Source organism: Allosphingosinicella sp. (assembly GCF_059502505.1).
In genome coordinates, this window is the sequence record NZ_JCACEU010000020.1 from 43,797 (window position 1) to 64,688 (window position 20,892).

The 20,892-nt window shown below is 66.8% G+C and carries 18 protein-coding genes and 1 pseudogene; 11 read left to right on the forward strand and 8 right to left on the reverse strand.

The annotated features are described in order from the left end of the window. The first annotated feature begins 27 nt into the window (after positions 1 to 27). The 6 genes from AC5JBD_RS15970 to AC5JBD_RS15995 are packed head-to-tail and all read left to right on the forward strand — an operon-like array spanning position 28 to position 3,807. On the forward strand, positions 28 to 927 hold the full coding sequence (locus AC5JBD_RS15970) for a YihY/virulence factor BrkB family protein (protein WP_495722815.1): 900 nt from the start codon (positions 28 to 30) through the stop codon (positions 925 to 927). Further along, on the forward strand, positions 924 to 1,727 hold the full coding sequence (gene fabI / locus AC5JBD_RS15975; protein ID WP_495722816.1) for an enoyl-ACP reductase FabI: 804 nt from the start codon (positions 924 to 926) through the stop codon (positions 1,725 to 1,727). Before AC5JBD_RS15970 ends, fabI begins: the two co-directional genes overlap by 4 nt. Before the next feature lie 9 nt (positions 1,728 to 1,736). Then, positions 1,737 to 2,096 (forward strand): 5-carboxymethyl-2-hydroxymuconate Delta-isomerase, encoded by a 360-nt coding sequence (locus AC5JBD_RS15980; protein ID WP_495722817.1) that lies wholly within the window; start codon positions 1,737 to 1,739, stop codon positions 2,094 to 2,096. Positions 2,097 to 2,099: 3 nt separating this feature from the next. Beyond that, positions 2,100 to 3,020, forward strand: a complete 921-nt coding sequence (locus AC5JBD_RS15985; protein WP_495722818.1) for a chorismate synthase — start codon at positions 2,100 to 2,102, stop codon at positions 3,018 to 3,020. Further along, positions 3,017 to 3,535: a hypothetical protein gene (locus AC5JBD_RS15990; protein ID WP_495722819.1), complete on the forward strand. Its 519-nt coding sequence runs from the start codon at positions 3,017 to 3,019 to the stop codon at positions 3,533 to 3,535. The genes AC5JBD_RS15985 and AC5JBD_RS15990 overlap by 4 nt, the downstream gene beginning before the upstream one ends. Beyond that, a complete protein-coding gene (locus AC5JBD_RS15995) occupies positions 3,532 to 3,807 on the forward strand; it encodes an acylphosphatase (protein ID WP_495722820.1) in 276 nt (91 codons plus the stop codon). The genes AC5JBD_RS15990 and AC5JBD_RS15995 overlap by 4 nt, the downstream gene beginning before the upstream one ends. Here the strand turns inward: AC5JBD_RS15995 and AC5JBD_RS16000 are convergent. Then, on the reverse strand, positions 3,804 to 4,547 hold the full coding sequence (locus AC5JBD_RS16000) for a class I SAM-dependent methyltransferase (RefSeq protein ID WP_495722821.1): 744 nt from the start codon (positions 4,545 to 4,547) through the stop codon (positions 3,804 to 3,806). The two genes, AC5JBD_RS15995 and AC5JBD_RS16000, sit on opposite strands and share 4 nt — an antisense overlap. A gap of 4 nt (positions 4,548 to 4,551) precedes the next feature. Continuing rightward, entirely contained in the window at positions 4,552 to 5,841 is a 1,290-nt protein-coding gene (locus tag AC5JBD_RS16005) for an adenylosuccinate synthase (RefSeq protein ID WP_495722822.1), read from the reverse strand. A gap of 190 nt (positions 5,842 to 6,031) precedes the next feature. Here AC5JBD_RS16005 and AC5JBD_RS16010 point away from each other — a divergent pair. Next, positions 6,032 to 6,625 (forward strand): annotated as a pseudogene (locus AC5JBD_RS16010) (hypothetical protein); the annotation flags it as partial. Between the two features lie 168 nt (positions 6,626 to 6,793). Here the strand turns inward: AC5JBD_RS16010 and serA are convergent. Both serA and AC5JBD_RS16020 read right to left on the reverse strand, forming a co-directional pair. Next, positions 6,794 to 8,371 (reverse strand): phosphoglycerate dehydrogenase, encoded by a 1,578-nt coding sequence (gene serA / locus AC5JBD_RS16015; protein ID WP_495722823.1) that lies wholly within the window; start codon positions 8,369 to 8,371, stop codon positions 6,794 to 6,796. Positions 8,372 to 8,497: 126 nt separating this feature from the next. Then, the gene (locus tag AC5JBD_RS16020) at positions 8,498 to 9,640 is read right to left on the reverse strand and encodes a phosphoserine transaminase (protein ID WP_495722824.1); all 1,143 of its coding nucleotides are present in this window, start codon (positions 9,638 to 9,640) and stop codon (positions 8,498 to 8,500) included. A gap of 159 nt (positions 9,641 to 9,799) precedes the next feature. Between AC5JBD_RS16020 and AC5JBD_RS16025 the strand changes: the two genes are divergently transcribed. Then, positions 9,800 to 11,233 (forward strand): coniferyl aldehyde dehydrogenase, encoded by a 1,434-nt coding sequence (locus tag AC5JBD_RS16025; protein ID WP_495722825.1) that lies wholly within the window; start codon positions 9,800 to 9,802, stop codon positions 11,231 to 11,233. Between the two features lie 25 nt (positions 11,234 to 11,258). Here AC5JBD_RS16025 and AC5JBD_RS16030 read toward each other — a convergent pair whose 3' ends face one another. After that, complete coding sequence (locus tag AC5JBD_RS16030) at positions 11,259 to 11,807, reverse strand: VTT domain-containing protein (protein ID WP_495722826.1); 549 nt, start codon at positions 11,805 to 11,807, stop codon at positions 11,259 to 11,261. A gap of 68 nt (positions 11,808 to 11,875) precedes the next feature. On the opposite strand from AC5JBD_RS16030, the gene AC5JBD_RS16035 reads away from it, so the two are divergent. Further along, positions 11,876 to 12,322, forward strand: coding sequence for a hypothetical protein (locus tag AC5JBD_RS16035; RefSeq protein ID WP_495722827.1), 447 nt, complete (start codon positions 11,876 to 11,878; stop codon positions 12,320 to 12,322). A gap of 45 nt (positions 12,323 to 12,367) precedes the next feature. On the opposite strand, the gene AC5JBD_RS16040 is transcribed toward AC5JBD_RS16035, so the two are convergent. Further along, on the reverse strand, positions 12,368 to 15,034 hold the full coding sequence (locus AC5JBD_RS16040) for a TonB-dependent receptor plug domain-containing protein (protein WP_495722828.1): 2,667 nt from the start codon (positions 15,032 to 15,034) through the stop codon (positions 12,368 to 12,370). A 184-nt stretch (positions 15,035 to 15,218) separates the two neighbouring features. Here AC5JBD_RS16040 and AC5JBD_RS16045 point away from each other — a divergent pair, with 184 nt between their 5' ends. Together AC5JBD_RS16045 and AC5JBD_RS16050 are read left to right on the forward strand one after the other, a co-directional pair. Next, positions 15,219 to 15,599: a hypothetical protein gene (locus AC5JBD_RS16045; protein ID WP_495722829.1), complete on the forward strand. Its 381-nt coding sequence runs from the start codon at positions 15,219 to 15,221 to the stop codon at positions 15,597 to 15,599. 10 nt (positions 15,600 to 15,609) lie between these two features. Next, the gene (locus tag AC5JBD_RS16050; protein ID WP_495722830.1) at positions 15,610 to 16,551 is read left to right on the forward strand and encodes a sterol desaturase family protein; all 942 of its coding nucleotides are present in this window, start codon (positions 15,610 to 15,612) and stop codon (positions 16,549 to 16,551) included. On the opposite strand, the gene AC5JBD_RS16055 is transcribed toward AC5JBD_RS16050, so the two are convergent. After that, positions 16,484 to 17,800: a cytochrome P450 gene (locus tag AC5JBD_RS16055; protein WP_495722831.1), complete on the reverse strand. Its 1,317-nt coding sequence runs from the start codon at positions 17,798 to 17,800 to the stop codon at positions 16,484 to 16,486. The two genes, AC5JBD_RS16050 and AC5JBD_RS16055, sit on opposite strands and share 68 nt — an antisense overlap. A 43-nt stretch (positions 17,801 to 17,843) precedes the next feature. After that, a complete protein-coding gene (locus AC5JBD_RS16060) occupies positions 17,844 to 20,882 on the reverse strand; it encodes a TonB-dependent receptor (protein WP_495722832.1) in 3,039 nt (1,012 codons plus the stop codon). Positions 20,883 to 20,892 lie beyond the last annotated feature (10 nt).

Here is a 20,892-nt window from a genome sequence, read left to right on the forward strand (position 1 = left end):
AAACCGGGCACCCGGCCCTTCGAAGTCATGAAGCGGGTCGCGATCGGCGTTTATTCCGACGGCTTCATCCACGCCGGCAACCTCGCCTACCTGGCTTTGATGACGCTCTTCCCGTTCGTCATCGTCGCAGCCGCCGTCGCGCGACTCGTCGGCGAGAGCGAGGGCGGGATGAACGCGGTCGCGACCTTGCTCCAGACGATGCCGCCGACGGTTGCTGAGGTGCTGAGGAAGCCGATCAACGACGTGCTCCAGGCGCGATCGGGCAATCTCCTCTGGCTCGGCGCCCTAGTCGGGCTCTGGACCACCGGCAGCTTCATCGAGACGATCCGCGACATCATCCGCCGCGCCTACGGCGTTACCTATACCCGCCCGTTCTGGGAGTATCGTCTCTGGTCGATGGGGCTGATCTTCGGATCGGTGTTCCTGATCCTGATCACCTTCGCCCTCTCCGTCGTCTTCTCGAGCGCGCAGGAATTCGTCCTCGAGGCACTACCGAACAGCGACGAGATCAGCGGCCTCCTCTCGCTGCTGCGCTTGGCGCCGGCGCTGATCCTGTTCGGATCGCTCTACCTGCTGTTCGTGTCGTTGACGCCGAAGCGTTATCGCAAGAAGGGCTGCGTCAAATGGCCCGGACCTGCCTTCGTCGCCATCTGGTGGCTGGGGACCACCTCGCTGCTTCCGGTCGTGCTGTCGAGCCTCGGCGGCTATGACCTTACATATGGCAGCCTGGCCGGCGTGATCATCGCCTTGTTCTTCTTCTTCATGATCGGGCTGGGCGTCACGATCGGCGCACAACTCAACGCAGCCCTAGCGGAAACGCCCGAACCCACTGTACAGGACGTGCGCGAGGCCAAGGCCGAAGAGATCGCCGAACATGCCAATGAGGCATCGCGAGAAGCGGCGGTGGACGAAGAGGAGAAGGAATGACGGGTTTGATGGGGGGCAAGAGAGGCCTGATCATGGGCCTCGCCAACGACCGGTCGCTTGCCTGGGGCATCGCCAAGGCGCTCTCGGCGCAAGGTGCGGAGCTCGCCTTCAGCTATCAGGGCGAGGCGCTGCAGAAGCGCGTGGCACCGCTCGCCGCCGAGCTCGGTTCCGACTTCCTGATCGACTGCGACGTGTCTGACATGGCCGCGCTGGACCGCGCCTTCGACGAGATCAGGAGCCGGTGGGGCCGGCTCGACTTCCTCGTTCACGCGATCGGTTTCTCCGACAAGAACGAACTGCGCGGCAAATTCGTCGACACCAGCCTCGACAACTTCCTGATGACGATGAACATTTCCGTCTACAGCTTCGTCGCGGTGACGCGGAAGGCGCGCGAGCTGATGGCGGACGGCGGCAGCGTGCTGACGCTCAGCTATTATGGCGCCGAGAAGGTCATCCCGCACTACAATGTGATGGGTGTCGCCAAGTCGGCGCTGGAGACCAGCGTCAAATATCTCGCCATGGACCTCGGCCCCGAGAAGATCCGGGTGAACGCCATCTCGGCCGGCCCGATCAAGACGCTGGCGGCCAGCGGGATCGGCGACTTCCGCTACATCATGAAGTGGAACGAATATAACAGCCCGCTTCGGCGCAACGTCACGATCGAGGATGTCGGCGGCGCAGCCCTCTACCTCCTCTCCGACCTCGCCAGCGGCGTCACCGGCGAGATCCATCATGTCGATGCCGGCTACAACGTAGTTGGCATGAAGGCCGAGGACGCTCCGGACATCGCGACCACCTGAGGAGCATCCGTGCCCCAGATCACGATCGAGTATAGCGCCAATCTGGGAACGGCATTCGAAGCTCGCCCCTTCGCGCGGCGGGTGCACGACCAAGTCGCGTCCACGATCGACACGCAGCTTGCAAGCTGCAAGACGCGCCTGGTCGAACTTCAGGAGACGGTGATCGGCGACGGCTCCAACACCCATGCCATGATTCACGTCGATCTGCGTATCCTTTCCGGCCGCCCGGCCGAGCAGAAGCGGCTGCTGGGCGAACGGATCATGGCCGAACTCGGCGACGCCGTCGCCAAGCCCGACGACCTTGACCTGCAACTGACAGTCGAGGTCCGCGACCTCGATCGCGACAATTATCATAAGCGGCAATTGTAGCCGGTGAGCGTCAACAGCTTCGGCCGGGTCTTCCGTTTCACGACCTGGGGCGAAAGCCACGGGCCGGCGATCGGGGCTGTGGTGGACGGATGCCCGCCGGGCATCTCCCTCGACGAGAGCGACATCCAGCCCTGGCTCGACCGCCGCCGGCCGGGACGATCGGCGCAGACCAGCCCCCGCGCGGAGCCCGACCGGGTGAGGATCCTTTCCGGCACCTATCAAGGCCGCACGACCGGAACGCCGATCAGCCTCGTCATCGACAATATCGATGCCCGTCCCGGCGATTATTCCGGTTTGCCGCAGCGGGCCGGCCATGCCGAGCGATCCTACGAGGCGAAGTACGGCCTCAGAGACCCTCGTGGCGGCGGCAGGGCCTCGGCGCGGGAGACCGCGGCACGCGTGGCGGCGGGCGCGGTGGCGCGGCTGGTCATTCCGGAAGTCGCCATCGACGCAAAGCCGGTCGAGATCGGCGGCTCCGCCGACCCGCAGTCGTGGGAGCGGCTGCTCGACGAGGCGCGGGAGGCGGGGAGTTCGCTCGGTGCGGTGATCGAGTGCGTCGCGACCGGCGTGCCCGCTGGCTGGGGCGCCCCCGTCTATGCCAAGCTGGATGCCGAGCTTGCCGCTGCAGCCATGTCGATCAACGCTTTGAAGGCCGTCGAAATCGGCGCCGGCTTCGACACCGCCCGGCTGCGCGGCGAGGACAATGCCGATCCGGCGATGGCCGGCGGAATCCTCGGCGGCATCTCGACGGGCGAGCCGATCGTGCTGCGGGTTGCATTCAAGCCGACATCCTCAGTGGCTGCCCTCGGGGTCGGCGGCCGCCACGATCCGTGCGTCGGCATACGCGGCGCACCGGTGGTGGAGGCGATGGTGGCGCTCGTCCTGGCGGACCAGAAACTGCTCCATCGGGCGCAGTGCGGATGAGGAGCATCGAGCAGAAGCTGGAACGGCGGCTCAGCGGCTACTGGAAGATGGAGGCCGCCAACGTCGTTATCATCCCGCTCGTGGCGTTCCTTGCGGCCAAGCAGGACGAGGCGGTGGAGATCGGCGCCATGGCCGTGGTCTATGCCGGCGTGGCGCTGCTGCTGGTCGTGGGGGCGGCTTATTGGAGGGGTGTCCTGAAACGGAGGCGCGGCGAGACGCAGCCGCTGGAGCGGGCCCTTCGCCTGGCCGATGTTGCCGAGCGTCCGGCCCTCATCCTCATCGTCCTAGCCGCTATTGCCAACATCGCACTGATGCTGGGAGGCAGTTTCGCCGGTCCGGAGATTGCCTGCCTGGGCGGCCTTCTTCTGCTGATCCTGGAATATGTGAACTACTATCGGGTGCAGCTTCAGCATTTCGATCACGCCGCCGATCTGAAACGGCTGCTCTCGGGCAAGGGCTTTCGCCGCGCGCATATGGCCCGCGATCTTGCCGCCTATCGGGCGCGCAGGCGATGATCGCGCGACGCCTCATCGTGCACGGACGGGTGCAGGGCGTCTTCTACCGCGCCTGGACGGTGGAGACGGCCAACGCGCTCGGCCTTACCGGATGGGTGCGCAACCGGCGTTCGGGCGAGGTCGAGATCCTGGCCTGCGGCGTTGCCGAAGCGGTCGACGCGCTCGTCGAACGGTGTCGCTCCGGCCCCCCGGCCGCATCCGTGACCCGGATCGACGTCGAGGAGGCCGAGGCTGAGCCGCTCGCAACATTCGAAACGAGATCGACCGCCTAACGGCGCCTTCCGACCAGCGTCCCCTTGGTGCCGCTCTGTACAAGCTCGAAGGTGAAGTCCGGCCAAAGCTTGCGCCAGCGGCGCGCCACAATGCGCTCCCCCGGACGGGCAGCATCGTCCAGCAGGATCGTGCCGCCCGGCGCGATCTGGCCGAACAGGCTCTCGGCAGAACCGCGGGTGAAAGGATGGATCGTCCAGGGCGGCCCGTCGATCAGCATCAGCTCGATGCCGTCCGGCAGCGGCCCGTGATCGTACCACAGGCCAGGCCAGTCGTTCGCTGGCCGCAGCGGCACGGCGCGCAGATCCGCCTGCAGGCCGTGCTCGGCGAGCCAGCTTCGCGTCGCCTCGACGAACTCGGCATGCTGCTCGAAGCTGATGAAGGTGCCGCCGCCCGCCATCTGCATGGCGCGGGCGATGATCAGGGTCGAGGCGCCGGTGCCGAATTCGACCACCAGCTTCGGCCGGTGCGTGAGGATGTGGTCGGCTACCAGTGTCAGCAGCCCCGTATCCGCCTTCCAGCTGCCGAGATTGGGCAGCGCGTCGTGCGGCAGCTCGAGCCGGTCGAGCAGCGCGCGCTTCTGCGCCTTGGTGCCGCCGCTCAGGCTCCGCAGCAGCCAGGGCCACTGGATCGCGCCGATGCCGATCAGCGCCGCCCAGTCGCCCCGCGAGCGTCCCGATGCGCCCACGACATGATCGCTGCTCGACCGCGGGAGCAGGCCGGTGGTCTCGCGCGATGTCATGGCGTCAGTTCGCGAACGGATCGCGGACGAGGATCGTGTCCTCGCGCTCCGGGCTGGTCGAGACCAGAGCGACGGGACAGTGGATCAGCTCCTCGATCCGCCTGATATATTTGATCGCCTGCGCCGGGAGCTGCGCCCAGCTCCGCGCACCGGCGGTGGACTGGTGCCAGCCCTCGATCGTCTCGTAGACCGGCTCCACTGCCACCTGATCCGCGGCATGGGCCGGCAGATGATCGAGAGCGGCGCCGTTCAGGCGGTAGCCGGTGCAGATCCGGATCTCGTCGAGGCCGTCCAGCACGTCGAGCTTGGTGAGTGCTATGCCGGTGACGCCCGCCACGGCCATGGATTGCCGGACCAGCACCGCGTCGAACCAGCCGCAGCGACGCTTGCGGCCGGTGACGGTGCCGAACTCGCGGCCGCGCTCGCCGAGGCGGTTGCCGATCTCGTCATCGAGCTCGGTCGGGAAGGGGCCGGAGCCGACGCGGGTCGTATAGGCCTTGACGATGCCGAGCACGAAACCGGCCGCCGCCGGCCCCAGCCCGGTCCCCGCGGCGGCCGTGCCGGCGATCGTGTTGGAGGAGGTCACGAATGGATAGGTGCCGTGGTCGACGTCGAGCAGCACGCCCTGCGCGCCTTCGAACAGGATGCGGTCGCCGCGCGCGCGCGCCTCGTTCATCGTGATCCAGACGGGGCGGGCGAACTGGAGCACGAAATCGGCGATGCCGCGCAATTCCTCCTTCAGCCGCTCGCGGTCAATGGCCGGCTCGCCGAATCCGGCGCGCAGCGCATCGTGATGAGCGCAGAGACGGTCGAGCTGCGGGTCGAGCGTGTCGATATGGCCGAGGTCGCAGACCCGGATCGCCCGGCGCCCGACCTTGTCCTCATAGGCTGGGCCGATGCCGCGGCGCGTCGTACCGATCTTGCCCTTGCCGGACGCATCCTCGCGCAGCGCGTCGAGGTCGCGATGGATCGGCAGGATGAGCGGGCAGGTATCGGCGATCTGCAGCGTCTCGGGGCTGATCGTCAGCCCCTGCTCGGTCAGCTTCTCGACTTCCGCCTTCAGCGCCCAGGGGTCGAGCACGACGCCGTTGCCGATGATCGAGCGGGTCCCGCGCACGACGCCCGAGGGCAGCAATGACAGCTTGTAGACCTGCTCGCCGACCACGAGCGTGTGGCCGGCGTTGTGGCCGCCCTGGAAGCGCGCGACCATGTCGGCGCGGCTCGCCAGCCAGTCGACGATCTTGCCCTTGCCCTCGTCGCCCCACTGGCCGCCGATCACAGTGACATTGGCCATAGCTTCAAACCTGCCTCATACTGGATGAGGCGCCTGCTAGAAGGCAAAGGGCTGTTGGTCCAATGCTTCGTGCAGCATAGTGTGGTGCCCGATGAAGACGTCGATCCGTAACCTGGCTCTGGCCGCCGGCCTTATCTTGGCACCCGCGGCGACCCCGGCTCAGAACCTCTCCGGCCCGGATTTCGGTAGGATGCCGGAGGGGCCGCCCCCGCCGCCTCTCGTGCCGACGACCATCCGCTATGCGCCGAAGCGCGATCGAACGATCGATTACCTTAAGCCCCAGGCCGGAGCGCTCGCCCCCTTGATCGTGACGCTGGGCGGGGCAACCGAAAGTGGGCCGACGCAATGGGCCGAGTATCGCTTCCTGAAGCAAGGCTTCGCAGTTGCTGATGTGAACTACGTCATCGGCGACGGAGACACGCTCGCCGATGCCGCGGCCGACGTGGCCAAGGCGATAGCTGTGCTGGTGGAGCAGCACCGTAAGCGAGACTTCGATCCGGAGCGGATTGTCCTGCTCGGCTACGGGCGAGGCGGCTTGCTGGCGACGCTGCTGGCCACCGACCCCACTTATCTGAGCGCCGCCGGCGTGCCCTTCGAGACATTGCGTGCCGCAGCGTCCGTCAACAGCGATGCGTTCGACATTGCGGGCGCGCTGAAGGAGGTGCCCGGACATCTGACGGGCTGGTTCCGGCGGACCTACGGAAAGGAGCCAGCCCTCCAGGAAAGCCTCTCGCCGGTGAATCATCTCGAGCCGCCGAACGTCCCGAATTTCCTGTTCCTGGCGGCCGAGGACGAGCCGCGATTGCGGCGGCAGGCCGAAACTGCAGCCGCCCTTTTCAGCGCGGCCGGCCTGACGGCGCGTTACAAACGCTGCCGAAGTGGCGGAAGGACGACCCTGAAACCTACCTTCTCGTCAAGGAAGGCGGGCCTGGCCGGGCGCTCCTCGACTTCTTCAAAAGCGCAGCGGCTTCACCGTCCTCACGCCCGGCAGGGCTTGGAGGCGCTTGAGGACTGCCGGCTCGACATGACTGTCGACCGACACGAGGGCGACCGCCTCCCCGCCCGCCGCCTGGCGGCCCAGATTGAAGGTGCCGATGTTCACGCCCGCCTCGCCTAGCGTCGTCCCCAGGCGTCCGATGAAGCCGGGCTGGTCGTCGTTGACGATGTAGATCATCTCGCCGGTGAGCTCGGCCTCGACGCGGATGCCGAAGATCTCGACCAGGCGCGGCGCCGAATTGCTGAACAGGGTGCCGGCGACGGACTTCTCGCCGTCCGGCGTGCGGACAGTGACGCGGACGAGCGTGTGATAGTCGCCTTCGCGGTCATGCCGCACCTCGCGCACGTCGAGCCCGCGTTCCTTCGCGAGGTGCGGCGCGTTCACCATGTTCACCGTCGCCGAATAGGATTGCATCACGCCGGCTAGAACGGCGCTGGTGATCGGCTTCTGATTGAGGCTCGCGGCCGCGCCTTCCACTTCGATCGCGAGGCCCTTGAGGCGGCGCCCCTCGAGCTGGCCGACGAGCGCACCGAGTTCCTGGGCGAGCTCCATATAGGGCCTGAGCTTGGGCGCCTCCTCGGCGGACAGCGCCGGCACGTTCAGCGCGTTGGTGACGCCGCCGGTGTTGAGGAAATCGGCCATCTGCTCGGCGACCTGAATCGCGACGTTGACCTGCGCCTCCGTGGTCGACGCGCCGAGATGCGGCGTCGCGACGAAGCCCGGAGTGCCGAACAGCGGGCTGGCCTTGGCCGGCTCCTCGATGAAGACGTCGAGCGCCGCGCCCGCCACCTGGCCGCTCTCCAGCGCTTCCTTTAGCGCATCCTCGTCGATCAGTCCGCCGCGCGCGCAGTTGATGATGCGCACGCCCTTCTTGGTCCGCGCCAGCGCCTCGCGCGAGAGGATGTTGCGGGTCTGGTCGGTGAGCGGCGTGTGGAGGGTGATGAAGTCGGCCCGTGCCAGGAGTTCGTTCAGGTCCACCTTCTCGATGCCGAGATCGACCGCCCGCTCGGGCGTCAGGAAGGGATCATAGGCGATCACCTTCATCCGGAGCCCAAGCGCGCGGTCGGCGACGATCGAGCCGATATTGCCGGCACCGATCAGGCCGAGCACCTTGTTGGTCAGCTCGACGCCCATGAAGCGGTTCTTCTCCCACTTGCCGGCCTGAGTTGAGGCGTCGGCAGCCGGGAGCTCGCGGGCGAGCGCGAACATCAGGGCGATGGCATGCTCGGCCGTGGTGATGGAATTGCCGAAAGGCGTGTTCATTACCACGACGCCGCGCGCCGAGGCGGCAGGGATGTCGACATTGTCGACGCCGATGCCGGCGCGGCCGACGACCTTGAGGTTCGTGGCGGCGTCGAGCACGTCCGCCGTCACCTTGGTGGCGGAGCGGATCGCGAGGCCGTCATAGTCGCCGATGATCGCCTTCAGCACGTCCCTGGACAGGCCGGGCTTCTCGTCCACCTCGATGCCGTGCGCACGGAAGATCTCGGCGGCTTTCGGATCCATCTGATCGGAAATCAGGACTTTGGGCATTTCTTCTCCCTCTCCCCTTCAGGGGAGAGGGTCGGGGAGAGGGGGAGTCCATGGCCCTTCCCGACCCTCTGTTCGAAAACTCAGACTCCCCCTCTCCCAACCCTCTCCCCTCAAGGGGGAGAGGGCTTAAGCGGCGCGTGCCTCGTGGAAGGCCCAGTCGAGCCAGGGGCCGAGCGCGACAACGTCGTCCGTCTCGACGGTCGCGCCGCACCAGATACGGATGCCCGACGGCGCGTCGCGGTAGCTCGCCACGTCATAGGCGGCGCCCTCGCCTTCGAGCAGGCTCGCCATCTTCTTGACCAGAGCCGCCTGCGCCTCGACGTCTCCGCCGCCGGCGAACTTCAGGCAGACGCTGGTCGTGCTGCGCGTCGCCGGATCGGCCGCAAGATGCTCGATCCAGGGCGTCGCCTGAACCCATTCATCGAGCGCCGCGGCATTGGCCTGCGACCGGGCAATGAGAGCGTGCAGGCCGCCGAGCCCCTGCGCCCATTCAAGCGAGTAGATATAATCCTCGACGGCGAGCATCGACGGCGTGTTGATCGTCTCGCCCTGGAAGATGCCTTCGATCAGCTTGCCGCCTTTGGTCATGCGGAAAATCTTGGGCAGCGGCCAGGGCGGCGTGTAGCTTTCCAGCCGCTCGACGGCGCGCGGGCCGAGGATCAGCATGCCGTGGCCGCCCTCCCCGCCCAGCACTTTCTGCCAGCTGAAGGTGGTGACGTCGAGCTTGTCCCAGGGCAGCTCCATCGCGAAGGCGGCCGAGGTCGCATCGCAGATGGTCAGGCCCTCGCGCGCCTCACTGATCCAGTCGCCGTCAGGCACGCGCACCCCCGAAGTGGTGCCGTTCCAGGTGAAGACCACGTCCGTAGCGGGATCGACCGCCCCGAGGTCCGGCAGCTCGCCATAGGGCGCCTTGATCACGGTCGCGTCGAGCTTCAGCTGCTTGATCGCGTCGGTCACCCAGCCTTCACCGAAGCTTTCCCAGGCGAGCATCGTCACCGGCCGCGCGCCCAGCATCGACCACATCGCCATCTCGACCGCCCCGGTATCGGAGCCGGGGACGATGCCGATCCGATGCGTCTTCGGCACCCGCAGAATCTTGCGCGTCAGCTCGATCGCGTGAGCGAGCCGCGCCTTGCCGAGCTTGGAGCGATGCGAGCGCCCGAGCGATCCGTGCGGGAGATGTTCGGGTCCCCAGCCGGGCGGCTTGGCGCAAGGGCCGGAGGAAAAATGGGGGCGCACGGGCTTCTCGCCCGGCCGTTCGTTGATCATCAGTCTCTCCTCGCAGAGAGCACGCGCCGCGTTGGGACGGCGTGGCCCGTCGACCGTGTTAAGGCTATCCAGCGGCGCGTCAACCGCCCTTGCCGGCGCTATTGCACCGCTACCACTGCGGGCGCATCATCGCTGGCGTTAGGGGCACAGGAGGGGCGGGTGGCCGAATCCGACAGCAGGATCGTTGAGGACGGCCACGCCGAGGCGCGGCGGATCTTCGACCTGCAGCATGCCGCCTCGCGAAGGGGTGGGATCGCCGACGCGCGGCTGAGGCGCGACCGGCTCGGGCGGCTGGGCGCCCTCGTCAGCGCCAATGCGGACGCGATCGCCCGCGCGATCTCGGACGATTTCGGCGTCCGCTCCATCACCGAGACCGAGCTGCTGGAACTCGCGCCGGCACTTGGGGCCGTGAAGCATGCGCGCAGCAAAGTCGCCTCCTGGATGAAGCCTCGCCGGCGCGGGGTGAGCGCGATGTTCCAGCCGGCAAAGGCTTGGATGCGCTACGAGCCGCTCGGCGTGGTCGGAGTGATCTCGCCCTGGAACTACCCCGCCGTGCTCGCGCTCCACCCGATGGTGGACGCGATTGCCGCCGGCAACCGAGTGATGCTGAAGCCGTCGGAGCTGACCCCAGCCTTCTCGGAGCTGATCCGCCGACTGATCGCCGAGCGCTTCGACGAGGAAGAGGCCGCTGTGGTGACGGGCGGGGTCGAAGTCGGCCAGGCCTTCGCCGCCCTGCCCTTCGATCACCTCCTCTTCACCGGCTCCACCGCGGTGGGGCGGCCCGTCTATCAGGCGGCGGCCCGGAACCTGACGCCGGTGACGCTGGAGCTGGGCGGGAAGTCGCCGGCGATCGTCTGCCCCGATTACCCGCTCGACAAGGCGGCGCGAAGCATCGCCTTCGGCAAGTTCATCAACGCGGGCCAGACCTGCATCGCGCCGGATTACGTGCTGGCGCCGCGCGACCTCATCGAGAAGCTGGCGGACGCCGTGCTCGCCCAGGCGCGGCGCTCCTACCCGGCGGTGGCCGGCAACGACCAATATTCCTCGATCATCAGCCAGCGCCATTACGACCGCCTCGCCAAGGCGATCGAGCATGCCAGGGCAGCGGGCGCGAAGGTGCTGGCGCACGAGGATGCCGGCGCCCGCGAAAGGCGCAAGATCGGCCCGACCCTCATTCTGGACGCCCCTCCAGAGACGATCTTCCTCACCGAGGAGATTTTCGGGCCGATCCTGCCGTTCGTCCCCTATGACAGTTTGGACCAGGCTATCGCCTTCGTCGCCGAGCGGGAACGGCCGCTTGCTCTCTATTGCTTCAGCCGCGACCAGAGGCAGCACGACCGCGTGCTCGACGGCGCCCTCTCGGGAGGTGTCACGCTGAACGGCACCATTCTCCATGTCGCACAGGAGAGCCTGCCGTTCGGCGGCGTCGGGCCGAGCGGGATCGGCGCCTATCACGGGCTTGAGGGCTTCCGCCGCTTCAGCCACGCGCGCGGCGTCCACAAGATCGGCTTCTTCAATGCAATGGAGCGCCTCGGACCACCCTGGGGCAAAATGGCCAAACGGCTCGGCCAGAGCCTGGTGAAGCGAGGCTAGCGCTTACATCGCGGCTTCGAACTCTTCAGAAGGAAGAGCCGAACGCTGCCGCGACAAGGGTTACGGGCAGCAAACCGATCAATGTGGCGGCGGCGAATGCGCCCGGGCGGATCGGCAGAACCGCGCAGGCGGTGGTGATGGCGAAATGCGGGGCTCCGGCCACCCTCAGGCCGACCACGTACCAGAAGCCGTAGCGGCCGAAGTTCTTCTCGATCTTGTTGATGAATGCGCCGAGCCGGTGCCGCGCTCGGTCGCGCAAGGCGTGACGGGAGAGATGGAAGAAGACCTGGCTGCCGAGGAGAGCGCCCAGCGCAACGGCCGCGGCTGCATAAGCCGGTCCGAGAAATGCTCCGGACGCGACCGACAGGGGGATGAGCACGCCCGGGATGCCGAACGCCATCAGCGTCGCCGTGAGGAGGAAGACCGCGCTCGCGGCGATCCAGTGGGCGTCGGCCGACAGGCCGGCCACAAGATCTGCTACCGACAGCAACTCTGAAACACCGAAGCTCACGCTGTTGAAGCGCGAATCCCGCGCCGAATGTTCCCCTTCGGACTGCAGCTCAGCGTCAAACATCTTCCATCCACCCGTTGCCGACATCGTGGGAAGCTGACACGCTCACAGCGAACGAGAAGGAGGGGCATTTGCACGACGGCCGCGGCAGCTCCGAGTGGCAGCCGACCTATGTCTACTGGTTCCTGTCCGTCTATGTCTGGACGGCGCTCGCCGGCCTGGCGGCATCGCTGGTGACGCCGGCAGTCTTCGATGCGGCAGCGGGCTGGGGACTGAATGCCTTCCTAAGCTTCCTCAGAGCGGAGGGGGCCGAGGGTCCGGGCATCGCCCTCGCCCTCGCCATGGGTGTGCTCCTGCTCAGCGTCCCGCCGGGAATGCTGAGCCTGTTCCTCGTCGCGCTGACGGATCTGCGCCTGGCGCTGCATCCGCTGATCGGGGCTGCATTTTTCGGTGTCTGGGTGGGGTGGCTGCTGCAATCCCTTCCCGGTGCGGTCTTCGGCCTTGTCTTCGGGATCGTGAGCGTTGGAGGCACGGCGGGGATGCTGGCTTTGCGGCGACATATTTCTCGCCGGAAGTGAGTGCCTGCTTCGGACCCGAAGCAGACACTCGTCAAAAGCCCTTGATCAGAATTTGAACGAGCCGCGCAGGTAGAGGTAGCGGCCGTTGAAGCCGAACGGCGAGAAGGACGAATAAGGCGCGACATAGTTGGTGGCCGGATAGGCACGCGCAGCGCCGGTCACCGGGTCGACGCCCAAGCCCGTCGGGGTCTTGGTCGGATAGACGTCGAAGAGATTGTTCGCTCCGACCGCGAACTCGAGCCGGTCGTTCGCCTGGGCGCGCACTTCGAGATCGGTGATCCACTTCGCCTCGAGCAACACGTCGCCGAACGCATCGGTGCCGGCGGCGAGCACGTCGCCGAAGCGGTTGGCGCGAGCGGTGACGCCGAGCCACTGCCAGTCATAGTCGAGGCCGACATTGATCTTGTCGCGCGGCTGGCCGCGGACGAGGCGGAGCGATTCCTGGCGGCCGAACAGGACCAACCCCGGGATGTTGGCGAGCGGGCCCGGCGCAGCCAGGATCTGCTGCAAGGTCGTCTTGTTGTAATTGTAGCCGGCGGTCAGCGAGACCCGGCCGGCTTCGCCGAGCGACATGCGGTAGGTCGCGACGGCGTCGAGGCCCTTGGTGCGGGTGTCGACGCCGTTGACGAAGAAGCGGGCCGCGTTGGTGGCCGTGAAGCCCGCCTGATCGAGGATCTGGGCGATGGTGCGGCCCGGATCGGTGGCGTTGGCGGCGCGGTTGGCCGAGAGGTTGTCGGTGACGACGATGCGGTCGTCGATATCGACCTGATAGACGTCGACGGTGACGCTCAGCCCAGGCACGCGCGTGAAGACCAGGCCTGCCGAATAGGAGACCGAGGTTTCAGCATCGAGCGGCGTGGCGCCGAGCGCGATCGCGATCGGGTTGTCGACCGGCAGCGTCACCGTTTCGAGCAGCACGCCGTTGACGTTGTTGGTCGCCGAGGCCGCGAAGAATTGCTGCTGGAGCGACGGCGCGCGGAAGCCGGTCGAGGCGGCGCCGCGGAGGGCGAGACCCTCGAGCGGCTCGAAGCGGGCAGCGATCTTGCCGTTGATGTCCGATCCGAAGTCCGAATAATCCTCGTAGCGGCCGGCGATCTGGACGGTGAAGGCGTCGGTCACGTCCGCGTCGAGCTCGGCATAAGCCGAGATGTTGTCGCGGTTGCGCTGCTGGTCCACCTGCTGGCCGCCGATCACCGGCGCGAAGCCGGGGAAGCCTTGCGCGCCCGACGGGGTGCCCGGAATGCCGCCATTGCCGTAGCTGCCGAATTCGCCGGGGCGGATGCGGAAGCCCTCGCGGCGATATTCGAGGCCGGCCGAGGCAGTCACCTCGTTGAGGAAGCCGACCTGGAGATCGGTGCTGACGTCGAGATTGACCATCGTCTGCCGGTAGCGCAGGCCGCCGGAATCGAACCGGACCGCTGAAGCGGCGCCGAACGAGCGGTTGAGCGTGTTCGAGATGGTGAAATCGAACGCGTTGCGGGCGTGGCTGCCGGAAAGGTCGTAGCGGAAGCCGTTCACCTCGCCGCGCACGCCGCCGACCACCGAATAATCGTTCAGCTCCGAATTGATCAGCGGCAGGAAGCCGTCCGGGTAGATGGCCGGCACGTTGCGGGCGTCGTTGGCGAGGCGCACGAAGGCGCCGCTGGTGCCGTCGCGCACGCCGTAGCTGGCGAAGCTGTAGAGCTCGACCGCGTCGCCGAGCGGCAGGCCGGCATTGGCGAACAGCTTCATGTCGGTCGTCTTGGCATCGCCGTAGCGGTGGCTGAGGCGATTGAACTCGAACTCGCGCGGATCGACGTTGCCGTTGGCGAGCCGGTTATACTGGCGGCGGGGATCGAAACCGGTCCGGTTGGTCGGATCGCGGTCCTGATATTCGGCGGAGAGGTTGAGATGCCCTTCCGGCCCGAGCGGTAGGCCGATCGTGCCGGCGATGGTGATGGTCGTCCCGTCGGTCGCCTTGCGATCGCGGCCGGTGGTGTCGGTCTCGAAGATGTCGCCATTGCCGTTGCGGTTGGCGTCGGGCGCCAGCACCGGCTGGCCGGCGGCGTTGAGGGTGAGGCCGGTGAATTGCTCGATGCCGCTTACGCGCGTGTCGTACTGGCCGATCGTGGCGCTGATCCGGCCGCCTTCTCGCGCGTCCGAGAGCTGGAAGTTGATCACGCCGGCAATTGCGTCGGAGCCATATTGCGCGGCGGCACCGTCGCGCAGCACCTCGACGCGGCTGAGCGCGATCGACGGGATGAGGTTAATGTCGACCGCGGCCGAGCCGCGGCCGACCGAGCCGTTGATGTTGAGCAGGGCCGTCGAGTGGCGGCGCTTGCCGTTGACCAGCACCAGGGTCTGGTCGGGCGAGAGGCCGCGGAGCGTCGCCGGGCGGATCACGTCGGTGCCGTCGGTGATCGACGGCTGCGGGAAGTTGAACGAGGGCACCAGCTCGCGCAGCAGGCGGTTGGTCTCGGTGAAGCCGCTCTGGCTCAGCGCCTCGGAGGAGATGACGTCGATCGGCACCGGGCTGTCGGCGACGACGCGGTTCACGCGCCTCGTGCCGGTGACGATGATCGAGCTTTGCGGATCGACGTCCTGCTCGGTGGTCTGAACCTCGTCGAGCGCCGGATCGGCAGGATCGGCCTGATCCTGGGCAAAAGCGGGCGACGCGGCGAGCGCGAGCGACGACAAGGATGCGAGAAGAGCGGCACGAGAGAGACGGCGCATGATAAATCCCCCACATGGGAGCGGCCCCCCGGCCGTCCCGGAAGAAGAGGATTGCGTAGTTTTCAGAAACTCAAAATAGAATAAGTGCTTTGGCGTGACTGATTTGCGACGTGTGTATCTTTGTTGCAACGTTGCGTGGCGACGCCGGTAGACGCGTTCCCGATCCCGTGCGACGTTCGCAGGTGTGAACATCCCCCTCCTCATTGGCTCCGTTCTCGGCGTGCTTGGGCTCGCGGCCGCGGCCTATTGGCTCGGGCTCGGTGGCGGCGGATTGACGGATGCAGCGGAGGCCGGGCGGATGGCGGAGGAGGCGCTGCCGGGATTCCTTGCGGGCGAGGCTTTGCTGTCGAGCGACAGGCGTGCCGCTCTGGTGCTGGGTGACGCGGGCGATGTAGCGCTGCTGAAGCTGCACGGCGTGCATGTCGCGGCGCGGCGGGCAAAGCGCCCGCTGAGGGTGGAGCGGCTGGACACGGGGCTGCGGGTGGAGAGCGGGGAACGGATGTTCGGCGGGATCGCCTTGCGCCTGCCGCCCGAGGAACGAGACAGACTGCTGACCTTATTGTAGGTTGTGGGCCATGGACCTGCCCGATCCGGTCGATCTCGCCATTCCCGGCTTCATCGCCCTGGTGTTCGCCGAGATGCTGGTCGCGCGGGCAAAGGCGCGGCGGCGCTACTGCCCGAAGGATACGCTGACCTCGCTGACCCTCGGCTTCGGCAGCTCGATCGCCGGCCTGCTCTCGGCGGGGGCAGTGTTCGCGCTCGCCACATGGGTGCACCAGTTCCGGCTGCTCGAAATCGGCTGGGCGTGGTGGGCGTTCGTGCTCTGCTTCGTGCTGGACGATCTCGCCTACTACGTCTTCCACCGCTCCGCCCACCGCGTCCGCTGGTTCTGGGCGAGCCACGTCATCCATCACTCCAGCCAGCATTATAATCTGTCGACCGCGCTCCGGCAGACCTGGACCGGCTTCTTCAGCCTCGCGTTCCTGTTCCGGCTGCCGCTCTTCCTGATCGGCTTTCCGCCCGCCATGGTATTCTTCTGCGCCGGCCTCAACCTGGTCTACCAGTTCTGGATCCACACCGAGGTGGTCGGGCGGATGCCGCGCTGGTTCGAGGCCGTGATGAACACGCCTTCGCACCACCGCGTCCACCATGCGGTCAATCCGCGCTATCTCGATCGCAACTATGCCGGCGTGTTCATCGTCTGGGACCGGATGTTCGGCAGTTTCGAGCCGGAGCGGGACGAGGACCGGCCGCGCTACGGCCTCGTGAAGCAACTGGGTTCGTTCAACATCCTCTGGGCCGCCTTCCACGAGTGGATCGGGATTGCGGGCGACATGTGGCGGGCGCCGGGGTGGCGGAACAAGCTCGGCTATCTGTTGCGTCAGCCGGGCTGGAGCCATGACGGATCGCGGGAGACCAGCGACACCATCCGTGCCCGCTGGCAGGACGCTAGAGGCGCTCCAGCCGAAGCGGCAGACCGTCGCGCGGCTTCGGGATCGGCCACGCCTGCCACTTAGTCGGCTGCGCGCCGGTCAGCCGGATGCGGTGGCCGGGAAGCAAAGCGTGCATGAATATGCGCGCCTGAAGCATCGCGAAGTGCAGGCCGAGGCACATATGGGCGCCGCCGCCGAAGGGCACCCATGCATATTTATGCCGCGCCCGCACCTGTTCCGGCGCGAAGCGGGTCGGATCGAAGCGCTCCGGCTCCGGCCAATATTCCTCCATCTTGTGCACGAAGGACGGCGAGACGCTGATGCCGACGCCGGCCGGTATGTCGTAGCCGCCGAACCGGAACGGTTTCACCGCCCGGCGCGGCAGCGAGGGCACCGGCGGCACCATCCGCAGCGCCTCCTTGAATGCCTGCTCGGCGAGCGGCAGCGAGCCAACATCGTTCGCTCGCGCCTCCTCGCGCAGCAGGTCCTGCCACTCAGGATTGAGGCCGAGCTGCCACATGGTGGAGGTGAGCGAGGAGGTGATGGTGTCGTGTGCCGCCATCATCAGGAAGTTCATGTGGTCGGCGATCTGCTGCGGATCGAGCTGGCGCCCCTCCTCGTCGGTCGCATGGCAGATCTGGGTGAACAGGTCGTCGCCGTCGCTGTCCCGCCGCTTCGGCACCTCGCGCTTGAAGAAGTCGATCAGGTAGCGCCGGCCGGCGACGCCGCGGCCCATCTTGGTGAGGGGGATCGGCCAGCGCACCACGCCGACGGAGGCGGCGACCTCGTCCATGAAGGCGCGGTTGATCCGGCTCGCCTCGGGGCCGAGCGGGATGCCGAGGAAGGAGGTTGCGGCGAGATCGAGCGTGAGCTGCTTGATTTCCGGGTAGAAGAGGATTTCGCGGCCGCTCCAGGTGGCGATCCGCTCAGCGATGCCGGCCTGCATCGCTTCGGCATAGCGCGCCATCGGCGCGGGCTTGAACGCGACCGAGAGGATGCGGCGATGGGCACGGTGAAGCTCGCCGTCCATCAGCATCAGCCCACGCGGGAAGACGCGGTCCAGCATCGGCCCCCAGCCGAGCTCCGATGAAAAGACCTTGTCCCTGTCGAACAGGACCAGCTCGTTCGCTTCCGGTCCGATCAGGATCACCCAGTGCCGGCCGAACATGCGCGTGCGGAAGACGCGGCCGTAGCGGTCCACCATTCGGCGCGCATAAGCGGGCGGATCGCGAAGCTGGGCGGGCAGCGTGCCGACGATCGGCAGCCCGTCCGCGCCGGGAATGTGCCTGACGTTCGGCCGAGCCGAGGCGGCGCGGATGCGCTCGTGCTTCACAGGTCCCTTCCATAGCAGAAACGGACCCGCGCAGCGAGATCGGTCAGAATTTCACACCGGCTGCGATGCCGTAGCGGCGGGGCTCCAGCGTAAAGATATTGGTGAAGAGGCCGGCGGACTGGTCGGTCACATATTTGCCGGTGATGGAATTGCTGTCGAACAGGTTCTGCACGAAGGCCCGGACGAACCAGCGCTCGTCGGCGGCGTTCAGCTGGATCTGCGCATTGACCTGCTCGAAGCCGGAAATGCGGTCGACGCTGGTATTGAAGCTGCGGGAGAATTGCTCGCCCGTATAGGTGAAGTCGGCACGCGGCACGAGCGTCATGCCGCTCGCGAAGCGGAACGTATATTGCGCGCCGGCGGAAAATTTGACGTTGGGCGCGTTGGGCAGCTCGTTGCCGGAGACGTCGACCAGGACGCCGTCATTGACGATGAACGGGAGCGCGCCGGCCTGGCCGCCGTTGAAATTGAAGTTCAGCAGCGCCTGGAGCGGCGCGAGGGCCGGGTTGGCGGCGCCGATATTGCCCGCGGCCGCGGCCTGGAGGATGCCGCACACCGAATAGGCGCCGGTCGTGTTGGTGCCGGGCACCGCCGTCGCCGGGCGCAGGCCGAGGGCGGCGTTGACGGCGCCGACGAAGCCATTGGAGGAGGCGGCGCCGCCGGGACCGGTCGGCTGGACCGCGCAGTTGGAGGCGTTGGTGAGGTCCTTGATGATCACCGTGTCGCTGCGCCCGCCCGACACGTCGCGCGGGTCGACCAGCGCGAGGTCCTTGATCTTCGACTTGAGATAGCTCGCGCCGAGATTGATCAGCAGGTCGGGCGTGGGACGCAGCACCGCCTCCGCTTCGACGCCGTAAATCTCCGCATCGGTATTGTCGTTCACGGAGGTGCGGGCGACGATGCGGCTGAGCTGCAGATCCTTATAGTCGTAGTAGAAGGCGGACAGATTGAGCCTGAGGACGCCGCCGGCGAAGGTGTTCTTGGCGCCGATCTCGAAGGCGTTGATGATCTCCGGCGCGAAGCTGCGCGGCACGTTGAAGATCGGGTCGATCGGCGGGTTGATGCCGCCCGATTTGTAACCGCGCGAATAGGAGGCATAGAGGAGATTGTCCCGCGTCAGCTCGAAATCGACGACGAAGCGGCCGGTGACCTCGTCGAACTTGGCGCGATCCTCGGCAAAGGCCTGGATCCCGGGCGTGGACGCATCGGCATCGTATCCGGCAAGGAACGGCGACTCGTTGGCGTCGGTGAGGCCGTAGGGAACGGCGAAGCTCAGCAGCGGGCTGCGCGCGCGGACGAACTTGCGGTCGTTGGAATAGCGCAGGCCGCCGGTGACGGACAGCCGGTCGCTGATGTCGAAATAGGCCTCGCCGAAAAGGCCGTAGCTTTTCAGCGTGAACAGGTCGTTGTTGTTGCGGAAGAAGGGCGGCGCCAGGAAGGCCGCGCCGCCGCTCGACGCGGCGCCGAGGATGCCGGCACCGTAATCGAGGCCGAACGAGGCCACGTAATAGTCGCCGTCGCGGAAGCGGGAGTCGACGTAGATGCCGCCCAAGAGGAAGTTGAACGGGCCGTCGAAGTCGCTGTCGAGATGGGCCTCGAGGACCCACTGGCGATATTTGGAGGTCGAGCGGTCATAATCGGTGCTGCCGGGCGTGCAGCGGTTGACGAAGCCGCCATAGATGCCGGTCAGAAAACCGTTGGTCTCGGACGTGCAGACGCCGCCGCCCGGCCCGTTCGGAATGACCGCGTTGCGCACCCGCACGAACGGGGAGCCGGGCAGCTGGCTGGCGCCGGCGAGGAGGAGGAGCCCGGGATTGTTGGCCAGCGAATTGCCGGCCGCCAGGTTGAAGTCGGTGCGCGAGTCCACCGTGTTGTTGGCGTAGCCGCCGGTCACATTCAGGCTGAGCTGATCGCCGATCGCCTGCTCGAGCTTGCCCATGATGTGATATTCTTCGGCGAAATAGGTCGGATTGAAGTCGATGTTCACCGTACGCAGGCCGGTAGGCACGGTCTGGCCGCCGAAGAAAGCGTCCGGGCCGTAGACGCTCGACAGGCCGAAATTGGTGAGCGCGCCGCCCGATTGCAGCGCGAACAGCTCGCGCGACGAGACGATGCCGCCAAGGGTGGAAGCGCCGTTGGTGACGTCGAATCCGAGCTGGTCCGGGCGGCAGCCGAGGACGCCGGTATTGTCGCGCGCGCAGAGCTGCTTCTGGATGCGCGAACGGTCGTCCTTCTCGCGGAAATAATAGCCGATGATGTCGAGCATGGTGCTCTCCGTCGGCTGGAAGCGGATCGTGCCGCGTAGCGCATAGAGGTCGCGGCCGTCGATGCGGCTGCCGTCGAACAGATTGCGGGTATAGCCCTCGCGGTTCAGATAGTAGCCCGCCAGGCGGATGCCGATCATGTCCGACACCGGCAGGTTGATCATGCCGTTGAGCTTGATCGAGTCGTAATTGCCAAATTCGATGCCCGCGCTCGCGCCGAACTCGTTGAGATCGGGCCGGGCGGTGATGAAGTTCACGACGCCGGAGGTCGCGTTGCGGCCAAACAGGGTTCCCTGCGGCCCGCGCAGCACCTCGACCCGCTCCAGATCGAAATATTCGGTCTCGAAAAGGCGCGTCGAGAGCAAAGGCATGTCGTTGACGTGGATGCCCGTCGCCTGGTCGCAGGCGAAGCCGGTGCAGAGGTCGCCGATGCCGCGAATGGTAAAGCTGGACGAGGTGAAGTTGGTCTTGGTGAAGGTGACGTTGGGCAGGCTCAACTGAAGGTCGAGCGCATTCTCGATCTGCTGGCGCTCGAGCGCCTCACCGGTGAAGGCGGAGACGGCGATCGGCACGCTCTGCAGCGTCTCCGCGCGGCGCTGGGCCGTGACAATGATGTCGTCATCCGCAGCGCCCGGCTGAGCGGCGTCGGTCGTGCCGCTCTGTGCATCGCCGCTGTCTTCGGCACCCGCGGGGGTGCTGATCTCGCCCGACTGCGGGGCCGGATCTGGGACGCTCTGGGCCGCGGCAGGAGAGGCGATTGTGAAAGCGAGCGGCGATGCCGCCCCCGCGAGAATGGCAAGCACGCGCGCACGCTTCATGATGGTCCTC